This is a genomic window from Rhizobium sp. ZW T2_16 (assembly GCF_044987325.1).
In the GTDB taxonomy this organism is placed as follows: Bacteria; Pseudomonadota; Alphaproteobacteria; order Rhizobiales; family Rhizobiaceae; genus Neorhizobium; species Neorhizobium cellulosilyticum.
On record NZ_JBJDRG010000005.1, the window covers coordinates 183,118 to 200,450 of the forward strand.

12 protein-coding genes are annotated in these 17,333 nt (G+C 61.6%); 3 read left to right on the forward strand and 9 right to left on the reverse strand.

The window, feature by feature from the left end:
* Window positions 1-19: 19 nt before the first annotated feature.
* The 4 genes from ACI3K0_RS15630 to ACI3K0_RS15645 are packed head-to-tail and all read right to left on the reverse strand — an operon-like array spanning window position 20 to window position 4,178.
* Window positions 20-1,666 (reverse strand): ABC transporter permease, encoded by a 1,647-nt coding sequence (locus ACI3K0_RS15630; protein WP_206826776.1) that lies wholly within the window; start codon window positions 1,664-1,666, stop codon window positions 20-22.
* Entirely contained in the window at window positions 1,656-2,426 is a 771-nt protein-coding gene (locus tag ACI3K0_RS15635; protein ID WP_206826777.1) for an ABC transporter ATP-binding protein, read from the reverse strand. The genes ACI3K0_RS15630 and ACI3K0_RS15635 overlap by 11 nt, the downstream gene beginning before the upstream one ends.
* Window positions 2,426-3,397, reverse strand: a complete 972-nt coding sequence (locus ACI3K0_RS15640; protein ID WP_404945595.1) for an ABC transporter substrate-binding protein — start codon at window positions 3,395-3,397, stop codon at window positions 2,426-2,428. The genes ACI3K0_RS15635 and ACI3K0_RS15640 overlap by 1 nt, the downstream gene beginning before the upstream one ends.
* Before the next feature lie 43 nt (window positions 3,398-3,440).
* The gene (locus ACI3K0_RS15645) at window positions 3,441-4,178 is read right to left on the reverse strand and encodes a 5-formyltetrahydrofolate cyclo-ligase (protein ID WP_206826781.1); all 738 of its coding nucleotides are present in this window, start codon (window positions 4,176-4,178) and stop codon (window positions 3,441-3,443) included.
* A gap of 100 nt (window positions 4,179-4,278) precedes the next feature.
* On the opposite strand from ACI3K0_RS15645, the gene ACI3K0_RS15650 reads away from it, so the two are divergent.
* From ACI3K0_RS15650 to ACI3K0_RS15660, 3 genes are all read left to right on the forward strand, one after another.
* Window positions 4,279-5,127, forward strand: coding sequence for a MurR/RpiR family transcriptional regulator (locus tag ACI3K0_RS15650; protein ID WP_148145115.1), 849 nt, complete (start codon window positions 4,279-4,281; stop codon window positions 5,125-5,127).
* A 144-nt stretch (window positions 5,128-5,271) separates the two neighbouring features.
* Window positions 5,272-6,507 carry an efflux RND transporter periplasmic adaptor subunit gene (locus ACI3K0_RS15655; RefSeq protein WP_206826783.1) on the forward strand — a complete coding sequence of 412 codons (1,236 nt, stop codon included), beginning with the start codon at window positions 5,272-5,274 and terminating at the stop codon, window positions 6,505-6,507.
* Window positions 6,504-9,629 (forward strand): efflux RND transporter permease subunit, encoded by a 3,126-nt coding sequence (locus tag ACI3K0_RS15660; RefSeq protein WP_183685701.1) that lies wholly within the window; start codon window positions 6,504-6,506, stop codon window positions 9,627-9,629. The genes ACI3K0_RS15655 and ACI3K0_RS15660 overlap by 4 nt, the downstream gene beginning before the upstream one ends.
* On the opposite strand, the gene ACI3K0_RS15665 is transcribed toward ACI3K0_RS15660, so the two are convergent.
* The 5 genes from ACI3K0_RS15665 to ACI3K0_RS15685 all read right to left on the reverse strand — a co-directional run bounded on the left by ACI3K0_RS15665 (window position 9,630) and on the right by ACI3K0_RS15685 (window position 17,327).
* On the reverse strand, window positions 9,630-10,742 hold the full coding sequence (locus ACI3K0_RS15665; protein ID WP_183685702.1) for an ABC transporter permease: 1,113 nt from the start codon (window positions 10,740-10,742) through the stop codon (window positions 9,630-9,632).
* Window positions 10,743-10,745: 3 nt separating this feature from the next.
* Window positions 10,746-13,517: a ribosome-associated ATPase/putative transporter RbbA gene (rbbA, locus tag ACI3K0_RS15670; RefSeq protein WP_404945596.1), complete on the reverse strand. Its 2,772-nt coding sequence runs from the start codon at window positions 13,515-13,517 to the stop codon at window positions 10,746-10,748.
* Window positions 13,518-13,527: 10 nt separating this feature from the next.
* Window positions 13,528-14,598 carry an HlyD family efflux transporter periplasmic adaptor subunit gene (locus tag ACI3K0_RS15675; protein WP_183685706.1) on the reverse strand — a complete coding sequence of 357 codons (1,071 nt, stop codon included), beginning with the start codon at window positions 14,596-14,598 and terminating at the stop codon, window positions 13,528-13,530.
* Between the two features lie 106 nt (window positions 14,599-14,704).
* Window positions 14,705-15,349, reverse strand: coding sequence for a TetR/AcrR family transcriptional regulator (locus ACI3K0_RS15680; RefSeq protein WP_206826852.1), 645 nt, complete (start codon window positions 15,347-15,349; stop codon window positions 14,705-14,707).
* A gap of 28 nt (window positions 15,350-15,377) precedes the next feature.
* Window positions 15,378-17,327: a MacB family efflux pump subunit gene (locus tag ACI3K0_RS15685; protein WP_404945597.1), complete on the reverse strand. Its 1,950-nt coding sequence runs from the start codon at window positions 17,325-17,327 to the stop codon at window positions 15,378-15,380.
* Window positions 17,328-17,333: the final 6 nt, after the last annotated feature.

Below are 17,333 nucleotides of genomic sequence, written 5' to 3' on the forward strand. Positions count from 1 at the left end.
GGGGTGCTCCTTTAAAACTTTAGGCGGCCGGCTGCATGCCGCGTTTGCGCAGCACATGCCGTTCGATGACGATGACGATTTGATAGAAGAGAACCGAGATGAGGACCGAGACCACTGCGACCGTCCAGATCATGCCGTAGTCGAGATAGCCTCGCGACTGGTTCAGAAGATTACCAAGCCCGGTGCCGGTGGCGAGCCATTCTGCGATCATCACGCCCAAAAGCGCGCGCGGCACGGCAAGCCGCATGGCGGCAAAGAGATAGGGCAGGGATGCCGGGATCGAGACGAGACGCAGCTGGGTGAAAGGGCTTGCGCCATAGGCGCGCACCACATCGAGCGCGCCGCGCGACACCATGCCGAGGCCCTGCGCCAGCGTGACGAAGGCGGGGAAGAAGGTGACGGAGATGGTGATCCAGAGGATGACCGAGGGGCCACGACCGAGAAGCAGAACGAGCAGCGGCGTCAGGGCGACGAGGGGCATGGTCTGGGTGACGAGCGCCACCGGCATGAACGAGCGGACGATGCCGGGGCGCACGACCGAAGCGAGGGCAAGCGCGAAGGCGAAGGCGAGGCCGGCGGCCATGCCGATCAGCGTCATCGGCAGCGTCTGGCCGAGTGCTGCGAGAAGGCGGGTCTGCGCCGAGGTCGCCGATGGGTCGAGGAAGAGATAGTCGAAGACGCCGGCCGGGGTTTTGGCGATCATCGCCGGCGTGCCAAGGATTTTGAGGAGCAGCCACCAGACGATTAAAGGGAGTGCGATTGAGGCCAGCGTGATGGCGATTGTGGAAAGCCAGTTGCCCTCGGAGCGGATGCTTGGCGGTGTGGCGGCTACGGTGACGGCGCAGGTGGAGCGGGTGAGGCGCGTCTCGATGAGCGCAAAAATGCCGTAAGCGATCAGCGCCATGGCGGTGGCGGCAAGGCCAATGCCCCAGAGACGGGCGGGATCGGCGCGGCCGAGCGAGCCGATCAGATAGGCGCCGAGGCCGAAACGGCCGCCGCCGCCGAATTCCGCCAGGATCGAGCCAAGCACGGCAGCGGGTGCCGCAATACGCAGGCCGGCGAGGATGGCGGGCAGGGCGGCGCGGATTTCGACGAGGCGAAGCAGGGCGAGACGTGTGCCACCATAGGCACGAACGACGTCGAGCATGCGCCGGTCGGTCTGGCTGATGCCGGTGACGGTGGCGCTCATGGTGACGAAATAGCAGCCGAGTGCTGCGAGCACGACGCGCGGGGTCATGCCGGAAAAGGTGAGGACCAGGATCGGGGAGATGGCGATCGGCGGCAGGGCGAAGATCGCGACGTTGAGGCCGCGGCCGAGGCGTGCGGCGACCGGTGAGACGGCGAAGAGAATGCCGGCGAGGATGGCAAGGCCATTGCCTATCAGGAACCCGAGCGAGGCGCCTTGGAAGGTGGCGAGGATATGTAGGGGATAGTCGCCACGATCCTGCCAGAAACGGATAAGTACTTCGGTCGGGGCAGGCAGCGCACCGCCTGCGACGAGCTTGAAACGGCCGAGGACTTCCCAGAGGACAAGCAGGATCGCTGCGTTGCGAAGCGCGGTCCAGTGGCGGAAACCGGCTTCGCCTTTGGCGACCCCAAAGGGCGTTCCATTGGGAGTTCCCCCAGCTGTTCTAGGATTTGCGCCAAGCGCCGTCTCAGTGGCCATCCAGCGCCTCCGCGACCTGATCTTCGAGGGCGTGAAATTCCGGCGTCGTAAACACTTCCGGCAGGCGCGGGCGGGCAAGCGGGATATCGACGATCTTGCCGATGCGGCCGGGGCGGCTCTGCATAACCACGACACGGTCGGCGAGGAAAACGGCCTCGTCTATGCCGTGGGTGACGAGCAGGGTCGTGGCGCGGTTTTCCATCCAGATGCGCTGCAGCTCGATATTCATCTGGCGGCGAAGAATTTGATCGAGCGCGCCAAAAGGTTCGTCGAGGAACAGGACTTTCGGATCGGTGACGAGGGCACGGGCAATCGCCACGCGCTGGCGCATGCCACCGGACAGTTCGCCGGGCAGCGACTTCTCGAAACCCTTGAGGCCGACGAGGTCGATCAGGCCGGCGATCTTTTCGGCAAAATCGGAGCGCTTGCGGCCGAGCACGTCGAGAGGCAGGGCGATATTGTCCTCGACACTGCGCCAGGGCATCAGGGCCGCGTCCTGGAAGGCAACGCCGGTGAGGCCGGCCTTTGCCGCCTGTTGCGGTTTCATACCGGCAATGCCGATCTTGCCCGCGGTCGGCTCGTCGAGGCCGAGTGCGAGGCGCAGCATGGTGGATTTTCCGCATCCGGACGGGCCGATCAGCGCCGTGAACGAGCCTGCGGGGCAATCGAGAGAAACGTTGTCGAGCGCCTGAACGACAGTCCCGCGCCCCTGAAAGGAGCGCGAGACGGTTTCAAGCGTAATGCCGGTCGAAGAGGTCATCAAACTTCTTCGAGAACGGTGGTGTCGAAGTGTTCGCGCTTGGCGGTGATGCCGACGGCGGCAAGTGCCTCGATATTGGCGGCGATCGCCTCCTCGCTCATCGAGAAGATGCCCTTGGCATTTTCGATCAGCGGCTTCTGCGCGGTGTTGAAATAGACTTCGTTCTCGATCGAGCGGCCGGTGCCCTTGAACCAAGTGTCGGCGAAAGTCTTCGGGAAGGCTGCCGGATCCTTGAGGTTTTCTTCCCAGCCCTTGCGGCTGGCCTTGAGGAAGGCAACGATTTCCTTGCGCTTGGCCTTGAGGACTTCTTCGGTGACGACGACAGTGTCGTTGAAGATGGTGAAGCCGAAGTCATAGAGCAGGAAGGAAGTGGCGTCCTCGCCGGCCTGCTTGATGGTGAAGGGGACGTTGGTGGTGAAATCGACGGATGCGTCGATCTCGCCCTTGATCAGCGGGGTCGGGTCGTAGGCGTAAGGCACGATGTTGACCTGGCTTTTGTCGACGCCGGAAATCTTCAGCATGGCTTCGACCGAGATGACGTTGACCGGCGGAACGGCGAGCGTCTTGCCGATCAGGTCCTTCGGCTCCTTGATCGGGTTCTTGGCCAGAGACACGATGCCGATCGGGTTCTTCTGGTACTGGGCACCGATGATCTTGAACGGTGCGCCCTGTTCGACGATCGCCTTGATCGTTGTGTCCGGCGTGGTCAGCGTCAGGTCGGCCTTACCGGCGATGATCGAGCTTTCCGGAATGACGTCCGGGCCGCCGGAAAGATATTCCAGCTCAAGGCCTGCTTCCTTGTAATAGCCCTTGTCGGCGGCGAGGAAATAACCAGCGAATTCGGCATCGTTGATCCACGAGGCCTGGAAGTTGAGCGGGGTGGCGGCGGAAGCCATGCGGCCCATCATCGGCATGGTCGCGGCGGCGCCCATCAGGCCCATGAAATGGCGACGGTTGAGGGAAAGATGCATTGGGCTGTTCCTTATTGTCGGGGTGAAGTCTTGAAACTCTGGGTCAGGCGATGCCGCGCATGCGGGCAAGCTCTTTCAGCGGCGGCGTATCGGCGATCTCGTCGCGCGTCAGCTGCTCCCATTTGATACCGCGGGGGCGCCGGTTGTGGCGCTCGACCGTTGCAAGGCGGCTTGGGGTGGCGATGAAATCCACCTGGATGTCGGTTTCGCTGGGGCTCAGCTGTTCATCGACCACCTGCACGTCATGGACGATTGCCGCGACCGGCGTCTTTTCGTCTACGAGGCCCAGATCGGTGAACATGCCCCATTCGAGATCAAAATAGGTGTGGCCCTTGCCGAAACGAATGCCGTCCTTGGTCACAGCCGATGCGCCGGTGGCAAGCAGGTCGAACCGGCCGATCCCGGTCAGTTCCTCAAGGCTGATGGGGCGGGCAAAATACTCCATTCCATCCAGCCATGCCGCAAATGGGGCGGCTTCCGGCGGAACAATGCCGGGGGCCATGTAGAGAAAACCGCGCTGCATGTTGTAGGTCGACATGACGAAGGCCTTGCCCTCGAGGATCAGCCGGCGGCGCAACTCGGTCATGGAATTGTCGGGTGTGACGAAGGCGAGTTTGGAGTGGGCGAAGGCCGGCAGGGCCGTCAGCCGATCGGTCGCCTGCTCGACGCCTTCGAAATCGGGGATGAACTCGCTGAAGCTCAGATGGAAGCGCGTGTCAGGGCGTGCGACAGCCTTAAGGTTGTCCCATATTCTCTGACGGATGACGCGTGGTTGTGCCATCATGGCCTCTGTTTCAATGTTTCATAATTGTGAAACAATAGTTTCATTGTTGCAAGAGGGGTGCTAATCTTTTTATGCAGAGCGGCAAACCGGAGAAATCATGGCCTCGCGTCTCGTCTTGCGCATTCAGGAACGCTACCAGCGGCTGACAGCCGGCGAGCAGAAGCTTGCCCAGCTGATCCTCGACCGGCAGGACGATATCCTGACCCATTCGGCAACCGAGATCGCAGAGATGGCCGGAGTATCGAAGGCAACCGCCGCGCGTTTCTTCCAGCATCTCGGCTATGCGGATTTTAACGAGGTAAAGCTTCAAGCGCGTGAAGAGCGCAACCGCACGGAGCCTTACGGCTATTCCGTGACGCAGTCGGAACAGGTGGCGCTCGGGCGGACGATCGGCGCGCATCTGGAACTCGAGTTGAAAAATCTCACCAAGACATTCGAGGAAATGCGTTCCGACAAGGTGCGGCAGGCCGCCGAACTGATCGGTGCTGCGCCAAAAGTGTGGGTTCTCGGGCTTGGTGTGGAAGAGGGCGTGGCGCGCTATGCGCGGCTGGTCTTTTCGCGTCTCAGGCACAGCGTGATGATCCTCGGCATCAACCAAGGATCCTGGGCGGAAGATCTTGCGATGACCGGGCCGAAGGACGTACTGCTTCTGGTGACCTTGCCACCGCACCAGCCGATCCTGAAACCGATCCTCAGCCATGCTGCGACGAGCCGTCTCAATATCATCACCATTACTGACCGAAATTCGATGCTGGAAGCGCAGCGATATTCGAATGTTGTATTGCCTTGCCATGTGGCGAGTTTTGCGCTCGGCCCCTCGCATACGACTATTCTGAGCACAGTGAGGCTGCTGGCGCTGACCTATGCGGCGCATGCCGGGCGTTCGGCCCAGCAACGCGCCGAGATTATTTCGGCAATCCATGAAGAGCTTGGCGATCTTTACTGATCGAATGTTACGTTTTTGCTTCATGAGATCCCGCGCATCCTTACCAAGATTTAATCCGCAGGGCGCTGTGTTCGCTGGCTTTTCGCCGTTTTGAGCGCAATATCCTCCTCCACAGAGGCAAGGCCCTGATGGAGAACTACCGGCATGAAGAAGATCTGGATCGTGGCTTGTTTTGCCGTAGCGGCAGCTGCCGGATGGCATTTTCGAGCGCAGCTTCCCTTTCTCGATCAGCTTGATCCGCAAGCTTCGGCGGATAAGACGGCAGCAAACGAGCAATTGCAGGATGGTGACCGGAACGGGCAGCGTGGGCGAGGCAATGGCCAGCCCCCGGCAGTCAAGACCGTTGCTGCCGTGAAGATGACTTTGCCGCTCGATGTCACTGCCACGGGGGCAGCCGTTGCCGATGAAAACACCACGATCGCCGCCCAAGAAGCCGGAACGGTGCTGTCGATCACCGCGCATGACGGCGATGTCGTCAAGGCCGGCGACCTGATCGCCAAGCTGGATGATCGCAACCTTGTGGCGGCACTCGACAAGGACAAGGCACTTCTGGCGCGGGATGAGGCAACGCTGAGGGGGGCCGAGACCGCGCTTGCCCGGGCGAAAACACTCGTCGATCGCAGTGCCGGTACGCAGCAATCGGTCGACGAGGCGCAGGCCACGCGCGATACCAGCGCCGCAACGGTCCAAAGCGACAAGGCAACGATCGCAGCCGATCAGGTCAATTTAGAGCACACCGAAATCCGCGCGCCTTTCGAAGGACGTCTCGGCGATATCGCGGTCAGTGTCGGTGCCTATCTCGGGGTAGGATCCACCGTGGTGACGATCGAGAAATATGACCCGATCTATGTCAGCTTCCATCTGCCGGAAGGGTATCTCGGTGAATTGCGCCGGGGATTTTCGGGTGGTGAAATTACCGTCGATGCGCTGCCTCAGTCTTCGTCGGATGAGGTCGTTTCCGGCAAGCTCAGCTTTTTCGACAACACGGTGGACACAGCCTCGGGTACCATTTTGGCAAAGGCGCAGTTCGATAATCCGGGTGGAGAGCTATGGCCTGGCCAGTCTGTCAACGTGACGGTACATTTCAACGGCGGTGAAGAGAATATCGTGGTGCCGACAGTTGCGGTCAATCCGGGTGCCGATACTCCCTTCATCTACACGATCGGGGATGACAGGAAGGCCCACAAGACGCTGGTGACGGTTTCCCGCTCCAACGGAAGCGATACGGCAATCACCAAGGGGATAGAGGACGGTGCTCACGTTGTCGTGGAAGGGCAGTCACAGCTTGCCGATGGGGCGACGGTTCATGAGGATTTTTCGAACGCCGGCCGGGAAACTGCCTTGGTCAATAGCATGATTGAACCGGGGGCAAGCAATTGATCTCCGAATTCTGCATCAGGCGTCCCGTCGCCACCACGCTTCTTGCCATCGGGGCCATATTGGCCGGGCTTGCCGGATACCGGATGCTGCCGGTCGCGGCGCTGCCGCAGGTGGATTTCCCGACGATCAACGTCTCCTCGTCGCTGAGCGGCGCTTCGCCCCAGACGATGGCGACGGCGGTTTCCACGCCGCTGATCAAGAAATTCGAGACCATTCCGGGCATCAGCGAAATCAGCGCGACCAACTCGCTCGGCAGTTCGTCTATCGTGCTGCAATTCGATCTGAGCCGCAATATCGATGCCGCCGCCGCCGACGTGCAGGCGGCGATCTCGCAGGCAAGCCGGCAATTGCCGGACAACATGACGACGGCGCCGAGCTATCGCAAGACCAACCCGGCGGATGCGCCGGTGCTGCTTCTGACCGTCAAAAGCGACAGCCTGCCGCCGAGCAAGGTGGACGAGATTGCCGAGAACGTCATCTCGCCGACGCTTTCGACACTGCCCGGCGTTGCCGAAGTGTCGATCTTCGGGGCGAAGACCTATGCCGTTCGCGTCGAGGTTGACCCGGACAAGCTGCAGGCGCGCGGGCTCGGTGTGCAAAGCGTGACAAACGCGATCGAGGCCGCCAACAGCCAGGCGCCGGTCGGCTCGCTGCAGAACGGCAGCCAGAAGCTGACGATCAATGCCGACACCCAGCGCACCAATGCGCAAGAGTTCCGCTCGCTGGTGATCGCCTCGCCCAACGGTGCGCCGATCCATCTCGGTGATATCGCACGGGTGGAAGACAGTGTCGAAAACCTCGACGCGGGCAGCTGGTATGACGGCCAATCGGCCATCGTGCTTGCCGTACAGCGCCAGCCGGATGCGAATACGGTTGCCGTCGTCGATGCGGTGAGAGCCAAGCTTCCGGCGCTGACGGCCGAACTTCCGGCTTCTGTGACGCTCAACGTGATGAACGACTCCTCGGTATCGATCCGTGAATCGATCTCCGACGTGCAGTTCACGCTAGGGCTGACGATCGCGCTGGTCGTGCTGGTGATCTATCTGTTCCTCGGGCGTGTTTCGGCGACGATCGTGCCTGCGCTTGCGGTGCCGCTATCGCTGGTCACCACGTTTGGGGCCATGTACCTGCTCGGCTACAGTATCGACAATATCTCGCTTCTGGGGCTGACGCTTTCCGTCGGCCTTGTGGTCGACGACGCGATCGTGATGCTCGAGAACATCATGCGGCATATCGAGGACGGCATGCCGGTGCGGCAGGCGGCGCTGCAGGGGGCCGCGGAGGTCAGCTACACGATCGTCTCGATGTCTATCTCGCTGATTGCCGTATTCATCCCGATCCTGCTGATGGGCGGGGTGGTTGGCCGGCTGTTCAACGAATTCGGCATGGTGGTTGCCCTTGCGATCATCGCTTCGGCTATCGTGTCGCTAACCGTGACGCCGATGCTCGGATCGCGGATGTCGGATCGGCATCACCGGCCGAGCCTGATCGTCAGGATATTCGATCGCGGTTTCGAGAAGACGCTGCGCGGTTATGATCGCTCGGTTGGCTGGTGTCTCAGGAACCGGACGGTGATCATGCTGGTCTTCCTGGCTTCTGTCGGTGGCTCGATCTATCTGTTCAAGACGCTGCCGAGCAGTTTCTTCCCGACCGAGGATATCGGCAGGCTTTCGGTTTCGACGCGTGCGCGCGAAGACATTTCCTATACGGCGATGCGTGATCTGCAGGCTCAGGTCGTGGCTGCGATCCGCGCCAACCCGGCGGTCAACCATGTGACCTCCACGGTCGGCGGCAACAGCCGAAGCCCGCTCAATAACGGCACGATCTTTGTCGAGCTGAAAGACCGCGACGCAAGGCCGCCATTGCAGCAGACGCTGCAGGAACTGCGGCAGGCGACGGGCAAGATCGCCGGTATAAGAGCTTTCATCACGCCGCAGCAGAGCCTGCGTTTCGGCGGGCGCAGCACGGCCAGCCAATATCAGCTCGTCGTCCAGGCATTGAAGGTGGACGACACGAATGAATGGTCTGGCAAGCTGCAGGATGCGATGCGCAAGGACCGGCAGCATTTCACCGACGTGACGTCGGATGCGCAGAACAACGCGATCGAGGCCGATATCAGGGTCGATACGGAAAAGGCTGCGCGTTTCGGCATTACCGACGATACGTTGCGCAAATCGCTGCAGATGGCCTTCGGGGGGTATAATGCGGCGGAAATCCAGTCGACGGGCGACAGTTACGAGGTGATCGTCGAGTTCGACACCAGCCGCCAGTGGAACGACCAGTTGCTGCAGCAGGTGCGGGTCATGTCTTCCAACGGCACGCTGGTGCCATTGTCGAACTTCGCCCATGTGGAGCGCAAGACCGCGCCGGTGACGATCAGCCAGACCGGCCAGCTCGTCTCCACGACGATTTCGTTCAACTTGCCGGAAAATGTCTCGCTCAGCGATGCGACGGCCGCGATCGACCAGATCAAGGCATCGATGGATATGCCGGCCGACGTGTTCACTTCATACGGCGGCACGGCGCAGATTTTCCAGCAGAGCCAAGGCAATACGCCGCTTTTGATCCTGGCCGCGGTTCTCACCATCTATGTCGTGCTCGGGGTGCTCTATGAAAGCTTCATCCACCCGCTGACCATTCTTTCAGGCCTGCCGGCGGCGGCGTTTGGTGCACTTCTGGCGCTGAAATTGTTCGGTTTCGATCTCTCGATCATCGCATTGATCGGGCTTCTGATGCTGATCGGCATCGTCAAAAAAAACGCCATCATGATGATCGACGTGGCGGTGGAGACGATGCGCGAGAAGGGGGAGAGTGCCGCGGCCGCGATCCACGAGGCGAGCGTTCGGCGTTTCCGGCCGATCATGATGACGACCTTCTGTGCGCTGCTCGGTGCCCTGCCAATCGCGATCGGCGGCGGCGCGTCTTCGGAGCTTCGCCAGCCGCTCGGCGTCGCGGTGGTCGGCGGTTTGATCGTCAGCCAAGCGTTGACGCTGTTCATCACGCCGGTGATCTTCGTCGAGATGGACCGTTTCGGCCGGTTCCTCAGCCGCCTTGGCCGGCGGAAGGACGAGGATCGGACCGAGAGCAATGACGACCACCGTCCGGCAATCGCTGCGGAATGACTATCTGAGGAAACGTCTGAAACGGCGTAGCGCCAGCCAGAACAGCACGGAGCCGATGACCAGCAGCGCCAGAAGCTGCGGCCAGACGACGTCGAGCTGTGCGCCGCGGAACAGCACTGCCTGGGCGAGGATGACGAAATGCGTGTTGGGGGCGAGAAGCATGATGTACTGGATGATATCCGGCATGCTTTCGCGCGGTGTCATAGCGCCCGACAATACCTGAAGCGGCAATAGCACGAGGATCAGCAACAGGCCGAATTGCGGCATGGAGCCTGCGACCGTCGCCAGAAATATGCCCATCGAGGTAGTGGCGAACAGGAAGAGCGCCGTGCCGAGCAGGAAGACGGCGGGCGAGCCTTCGATCGGGATCGCCAGCAGTCCCTTGACGATGACGAACAGGGCGAAGCTGGACGCCAGCAGCACGACAAGGCCCATCGACCAGATCTTGCTGATCATGATTTCCGTCGGCGTCACCGGCATGACCAATAGGTGCTCGATTGTGCCGTGCTCGCGTTCGCGAATGAGGGCGGCACCGGTGAGCACGATCGACAGCATGGTGATCGAGGTGATGATATTTGTGATCGAGCCGAACCATGACTTGTCGAGCGACGGGTTGAAGCGGGCCCTAAGCGTCAGGTCGACCGGGACGCTGCTTGCGCCTCGGTAGCGGTTGAGGAATTCGCTGACCTCGTTTGAAACGATCGTCTGGATATAGCCGCTGCCGCTGAAGGCCTGGCTCATGCGCGTCGCATCGACATTGAGCTGGATGACAGGCTGCTGGTTTGCCAGGACATCGCGCTGGAAATCCGGCGGGATGTTGAGCGCGAATGTGTCGAGGCCGGCATCCATGCGGCTGTCCATCTCGGCAATCGAGATCTGTTTCGGGGGGACGAAATAGGGAGGCATGAAGGCCGTGCTGATGCGGCCTGAAAGCGGCGACTGGTCCTCGTCGACGATGGCGACGGCCGCATTGTTGAGCGTCTCGGGCATGGCGCTCGAGCCGGTATAGATCTGCAGGCTGAAGGCGTAGACGATCAGCAGAAGCAGCATCGGATCGCGGGCGAGGCCGCGCAATTCCTTGAGGCCGAGCTGAAAGATGTTGGACGAGAACATGGGTCAGCTCTCCTGCTTCTTGAGAAGCACCGCGCCGAGCGCGGCCAGAATGGGGATGGCGATCAGAAGCGGCACGAAGGAACCAGCCAGCCCGGCAAAATCCAGCGCCTTGGAGAAGGTGCCGCGCGAGATCGTCATGAAATAGCTGGTCGGATAGATCTGGCCAATCAGGGCACCCGCACCCTGAAGCGAGGAGACCGGGTCGGTCATGCCGGAATATTGCGTGGCGGGGATCAGCGTCAGAAGTGCTGTCCCGAAGATGGCGGCGATCTGGCTCGACATGAAGGTGGACATCAATATGCCGATCGAGGTTGCGATGATGACGTAGAGGAGAGCGGCCGTCGCACAGGTGATGAAGCTGCCGGTGAAGGGCACGCGGAAGATCAGCGTGGCGAAAGCGACCAGCAGCACGAAATTCAGCATGCCGAGCACGATATAGGGCAGCTGCTTGCCGAACAGGAATTCCAGCCGGGTTACCGGCGTGACGTAGAGATTGATGATCGAGCCCAGTTCCTTTTCGCGCACGACGCTGAGGGCCGAAAGCATGGCGGGAATGAGGATCAGAAGGAGCGGGATGACCGCCGGTACCATCGCGACGAGGCTCTTGACGTCCGGATTGTAGCGGAAGCGGGTTTCGATGGAGAAGGCCCCTTGCGTGGCCGCGGCCCCGTTGATCTCCTTCGCCTTGCGGTTCAGCCAGTTGGCATGCATGCCCTGGACGTAACCGCTGACGGTTTCGGCCCGCTGCGGCATGGCGCCGTCGATCCAGGCGCCGATCTCGACGGTGTCGCCGCGCAGCACGTTGCGTCCGAAGCCGGGCGGGATCTCGATCGCCAGACTGATCTCGCCTTCGCGCATCCGCTTGTCCATGTCGGCATAATCGCGCAGCGGCTCCTTCTCGATGAAATAGCGCGATCCGGCGATATCCAGCACATAGTCGCGGCTGATCGTTGAGTCGTCGCGGTCGAGAACGGCAAAGGTCAAATCCTCGACATCCATGTTGATGCCGTAGCCGATGACGAACATCAGGATGACGCTGCCGAGGACGGCGAGCGTGGCGCGGATCGGATCGCGCTGCAGTTCCAGCGTCTCGCGCCGCGTATAGCTGAACATGCGGCGGAAATCGAAGAGGCGGCGCCTTTTCGGGGCGAGGGTGTCATGCAAGAGGGGCAGCTTTGCTGGCGCAGGATCAGCTTCCTTTTCCGATGGCGTGATTCCAGAAGCTTCTTCCAGATAGGCGATGAAAGCCTCTTCGAGCGTTGCGGCATTGCGGCTTCTGGCGATCCCGTCCGGCGTGTCGCTGATCAGCACCTTGCCGGCATGCATGAGCGAGATGCGGTCGCAGCGTTCCGCCTCGTTCATGAAATGGGTGGAGATGAAGATGGTGACATTGTCCTTGCGGGAGAGATCGGCAAGGATCTGCCAGAAGGCGTCGCGGGCGATCGGATCGACGCCGGAGGTCGGTTCGTCGAGGATCAACACATCAGGCGCGTGGATCATCGCAACCGCAAGCGACAGGCGCTGGCGGATGCCGAGCGGCAGGCCGTCGGGCAGCGTTTCCATGACGTCGGCAAGGCCGAAGCGGCTGGCCATCTCGTCGATCCGTGCCGGGATCTTGTCTTCCGGCAGCTTGAACAGGCGGGCGTGCAGATCGAAGTTCTGGCGCACGGTGAGTTCGCTGTAGAGCGAAAAGGCCTGGCTCATGTAGCCGACACGGCGGCGCACGGCCATGTCGCTGGCATCGACCGTGCGGCCGAAGAGCTTTGCCTCGCCTTCGCTGGCGGCGAGAAGCCCGGTCAGCATTTTCATCGTCGTCGACTTGCCGCAGCCATTGGAGCCGAGAAAGCCGAAGATTTCACCGCGCGGGATCTGGAAGCTGACATTGTCGACTGCGGTAAAGCTGCCGAAGCGCATGCTGAGATGGCTCGCCTCGATGGCGTAGTCTTCCGCTCCGTCATGCTGGCGCGGCGGGATGACGACATCGACATGGCCGCGGCGCTCGGCTTCGGGAAGAAGCGCGATGAAGGCGGCGTCGAGATTGTCGGTGCCGGTGCGCGACAGCAGTTCGGCCGGCGTGCCGGTATCGAGAACCTTGCCGCCGTTCATGGCGACAAGCCAGTCGAAGCCGGCGGCCTCTTCCATATAGGCGGTGGCGACGATGACGCTCATGCCGGGGCGGCCGGCGCGGATCGTATCGATCAGTTCCCAGAACTGTCTTCGGGAAAGGGGATCGACGCCCGTTGTCGGCTCGTCGAGGATCAGAAGATCGGGATCATGGATCAGGGCGCAGCAGAGGCCGAGTTTCTGTTTCATGCCGCCGGAGAGTTTTGCTGCCGGTCGATCCGCGAAGGGGCCTAGGCCGGTGCTTTCGAGCAGTTCCTTGATGCGTGCCTCGCGCTCGGCCTTGTCCTGGCCGAACAGCCGGGCGAAGAAATCGACATTCTCGAAGACCGACAGGGTCGGATAGAGGTTCTTGCCCAGCCCTTGCGGCATATAGGCGATCTTCGGGCAGGTGGTGTCGCGGTGGCGAGCGTCGGACATGTCGCCGCCGAGAACTTCGACCTTGCCTTTCTGGATCGCGCGGGCGCCGGAGACGAGCGAGAGCAGGCTCGACTTGCCGACGCCGTCCGGCCCAATCAGGCCGACCATGCAGCCGGAGGGGATGTCGATCGAGACGTCGTCGAGGGCGACCGTCTTCTTGTAGGCAAGCGATACCTGCTGCAGCCGGACTACCGGCTTGCTGTCGCTTGGGGCTTGTTTGCCGGCGGCGTCCATCTCGGCGCCGTCACTTCACGAGGTTGCGTTCGAGATTTTCCGGCCATGCGGCTTGCGGGTCTAGCCGGACATAGGCCATGCCGGGAAGGCCCGTCTTGACGTATTGAATGTATTTCTGGAGCAGTTCCTGAGGGATTTGCGCCCGCACCCGGAAAGTCAGTTTCTGGCGTTCCTCCTCCGTCTCCACCGTCTTCGGCGTGAACTGCGCGACATCGGCAACGAAAGAGACTTTTGCCGGGATCGTGTATTGGGGCGCCGCGTCGAGGACGAGGCGGACGTCGGAGCCGATCGGGGTTTGGCCGGCCTGCGCGGTGGGCAGGAAGAAGGTCATGTAGACATCGCCGAGATCCACGAGATTGAGAACGCGGCCGCCGGCGGACAAAACCTCTCCCGGTTGGGCGACGCGGTACTGGACCCGGCCGTCGCGCGGCGATGTCAGCGTGCTATCAGCGATATCTGTATCAACGCTGTCGATCTGGGCTTTTGCAGCGTCGACGGCCGCTTCTGCATCAACCACCTGCGCCTTGGCAGCGTTGATCGCGGCATCGGAAGCCGCAAGGGATGCTTCCGCCGAGGCGAGCGTGGCACGGGCCGCCTGTTCGGCCGCCTCGCTGTCATCGGCCACCTGCTGCGAAACGGTATTGTTGGCGAGCAGTTGCCGCGAGCGGGCGTTGGTCTTTTGCGCCGAGTCGAGCTGCGCCTTGCGCTGTTCGATGACGGCAAGGGCTGATTTTCGTTCGGCCTCTCGCTGGGCGACGAGGCTGTGGGCGGTATCGACGGAAATTTCTGCGCGGCGAAGCTGTGCTTCCGCCTGACGCTTGCTGGCTTCCAGCTGGGCGGTATCCATCTTGGCCAGAACCTGGCCCGCCTTAACGAAATCGCCTTCGCGAACCATCAACTCCTTCAGCCGGCCAGCGGTCTTGGTGGAGATGTCGATTTCCACCGCTTCGATGCGGCCGTTGCTGGAGGTAAAGCCTGCGGGAAGACTGTCGCCGCGGAAAACCGTCCAAGCGTAATAGCCGATAGCAACCAACACGACGGCGATTACGCCCCAGACCCATCCCCTTGCGGATTTCGTCATCACTGCCCCCAGGCAATTGCAAATGTTCCCGTGACGATAGACTTATCGCGTCATGGCGAATTGACCACGGTCAATGCAACTTTTTGCTGAATGTCGGTGCGCACCTTCAGTGAGGCTGGTTTCCCCGGACAAAGACGCCGATGCAGCGCCGCAGATGGCGGTTCCGATCCGCCCGGTCCTTCCAGTCGCGGCTACCCGGCCCGGCCATGCCGCCGAACAGGAGATCCATCAGCATCCGGGCACCGCTCAATGTGTTGTCGATCGCAAGCGTCTTGCGGGCCACCTGAAGATCGAGCCATTCCGCGAGAAGCTTTCGTGATCGGTCGACACCCTCTCGGTGCAAAATATCGACCAGTTCGGGAACCTGCTGCGATTCCCGTATGACGAAGGAGATGAAGGCTTCGCGTTCCCGTTCCGCTGCCTCATCGATGTCGATCATGAAGATATCTGCTAAAACGTCGTCGACGGGCCTGTCTTCATCTTCGGGGCGCGGCAGAGCGAGCATCATCCGGCGATGCGAGCCGACGACCGCGAGGAAGAGATCCGCCTTGCTTTTGAATACCCGATAGAGGGTTTGCTTGGAGATATGACATCGCGCCGCCACGATATCGGTCGTGGTGCCGCGATAGCCGAGTTCGACGAAGGTGCGCTGGGCCTCCTCGACGATCGCCTGGCGGCGCTCGTCGTCGCTCTGCGTTTTCGGGCGTCCCCTTGAACGTTTGATTTCGGGCATCGTGTCGTTGTTATCCATCAACCGCAGTGTCGGCTGTTCGCCGGCATCACGCAAGAGCCGCCACCGGATCAAGTCGCGACGCGTTGCGTGCCGGAAGATAGCCGAAGGCGATGCCGATGAGGCAGGACGAGACTACTGCAAGAACGATGGGTGCAGTCGTGAACACAAGGCTGAAGCTCGAACCGAACAGGCTGAATGTCGCGCCGAACAGAAGCGCGAGCGCCACGCCGAGCACGCCGCCGATCAGGCAGACGAGCACGGCCTCAATCAGGAACTGCTGCAGGATATCCTGTCGTCTGGCTCCGACCGCCATGCGCACGCCGATTTCGCTGACCCGTTCCGACACCGAGACCAGCATGATGTTCATCACACCGATGCCACCGACGATCAGCGAAATGACCGCGATCGCGCCGATCAGCAGCGTCATCGTTTGTGTCGTGCTGGTGATGGTCTGGCGGATGTCGTCGGTATTTAAGACGAAAAAGTCCTTCGTGCCGTGGCGGCCGGTAAGGAAGGTGGTGACCGCCTGTTCGGCGACGCTCGTGTCGGCATCGTCGCTGATCCTGAGCGTGATGCTGCGCAGCGATTGGTCGCCGGTGAAACGGGTCTGCACACTGGTATAGGGCAGGTAGATCGAGAGATTGTCGCTGGAGCCGAAACCGCCCTGCTGCGACGAGATCACGCCGATCACCCGCGACGGCACGCTGCCGGCCAGAAACACCTGGCCGATTGCCTTGGCTGTATCGCTACCGAACAGGGTTTTTGCGGTATTTTCATCGATGACCGCATCCTGTTCCATGGCCTGCACGCCGGCATCGTCGAAGAAGCGGCCGGCGACGAGTTTCGACCCCTTGACCTCGAAATATCTGCTGCCGACCCCGTTGATCAGGGCATTGGCTTCGGTTGCGCCGAAGCGTGCCGTGGTGCTGGTCGAGACCGTTGGCGTCGCGGCGGCGATATAGGGCAGTTTGGCAAGCGCATTGGCGTCGGAGACCACAAGGGTCTTCACCCGGCCTGATCGCATGTCGCCAAAGCCGTTGCCGGGAAAGACTTCCAGCGTGTTGGTGCCGAGACTGCTGATGTTTGCCAGCACCTTCTGCTGGCTGCCGGTGCCGAGCGCCACGACCGAGATGACCGAGGCGATGCCGATGATGATGCCGAGCATGGTCAGGAAGGAGCGCATGCGATGTGCTTTAAGCGCCTTGCAGGCCATCAGGAAGGCTTCGCGAAAACGATCCAAACCGGCGCCGACGCGGTTGGCAGGGGCGGCGGTTCGCGGCGCTGTTTCCTTGACCGGAGCGGGAAGCTCCCTGGAGCGGGTATCGGAAATGATCCGTCCGTCAGAGATCTCGATGATACGTTCGGCTCTAGCTGCCACCGTCGCATCATGGGTGACGATGATGATCGTGCGGCCTTCGGCATGCAGCTCGTCCAGGATGCGCAGGACTTCCTCGCCGCTTGCCTTGTCGAGCGCGCCGGTTGGCTCGTCCGCCAGGATCACGTCGGCATCGTTCATCAGCGCGCGGGCAATCGACACGCGCTGCTGCTGGCCGCCGGAGAGATGGCCCGGCCGATGTTCGGTGCGATTCGCCATGCCGAGGCGTCCGAGCAGGGCGGCTGCCCGTTCACGCCGCTGGCTGCGGTCGCGGCCGGCATAGACCGCCGGGATCTCGACATTGGAGATCGCCGAGATTTCGTCCAGCAGATGATAGCGCTGGAAGATGAAGCCGAAATGCTCGCGCCGCAGTGCCGAGCGGTCGTCGTTGTCGAGGGCCGAGGTTTCGCGGCCGGAAATCTTGTAGGTGCCTTCGGTCGGCCGGTCGAGCAGTCCGAGAATGTTCATCAGGGTCGACTTGCCGGAGCCGGAGGCGCCGATGATCGCGACCATCTCGCCTTTTTCGATGGTCAGGTCGACGTCTTTCAGGACGGTGATCGTGCCATCGCCGGAAGCATAGTCGCGGCGCAGGCCGGAAAGCGAAATCAGGGGTTCGGTCATCGCTTG

What these genes read in the sequence shown, in the direction of transcription:
- ACI3K0_RS15630 (WP_206826776.1), bottom strand. Translation starts at nt 1,666, where the DNA reads ATGGCCACTGAGACGGCGCTTGGCGCAAATCCTAGAACAGCTGGGGGA.
- ACI3K0_RS15635 (WP_206826777.1), bottom strand. Translation starts at nt 2,426, where the DNA reads ATGACCTCTTCGACCGGCATTACGCTTGAAACCGTCTCGCGCTCCTTT.
- ACI3K0_RS15640 (WP_404945595.1), bottom strand. Translation starts at nt 3,397, where the DNA reads ATGCATCTTTCCCTCAACCGTCGCCATTTCATGGGCCTGATGGGCGCC.
- ACI3K0_RS15645 (WP_206826781.1), bottom strand. Translation starts at nt 4,178, where the DNA reads ATGGCACAACCACGCGTCATCCGTCAGAGAATATGGGACAACCTTAAG.
- ACI3K0_RS15650 (WP_148145115.1), top strand. Translation starts at nt 4,279, where the DNA reads ATGGCCTCGCGTCTCGTCTTGCGCATTCAGGAACGCTACCAGCGGCTG.
- ACI3K0_RS15655 (WP_206826783.1), top strand. Translation starts at nt 5,272, where the DNA reads ATGAAGAAGATCTGGATCGTGGCTTGTTTTGCCGTAGCGGCAGCTGCC.
- ACI3K0_RS15665 (WP_183685702.1), bottom strand. Translation starts at nt 10,742, where the DNA reads ATGTTCTCGTCCAACATCTTTCAGCTCGGCCTCAAGGAATTGCGCGGC.
- rbbA (WP_404945596.1), bottom strand. Translation starts at nt 13,517, where the DNA reads ATGGACGCCGCCGGCAAACAAGCCCCAAGCGACAGCAAGCCGGTAGTC.
- ACI3K0_RS15675 (WP_183685706.1), bottom strand. Translation starts at nt 14,598, where the DNA reads ATGACGAAATCCGCAAGGGGATGGGTCTGGGGCGTAATCGCCGTCGTG.
- ACI3K0_RS15680 (WP_206826852.1), bottom strand. Translation starts at nt 15,349, where the DNA reads ATGGATAACAACGACACGATGCCCGAAATCAAACGTTCAAGGGGACGC.
- ACI3K0_RS15685 (WP_404945597.1), bottom strand. Translation starts at nt 17,327, where the DNA reads ATGACCGAACCCCTGATTTCGCTTTCCGGCCTGCGCCGCGACTATGCT.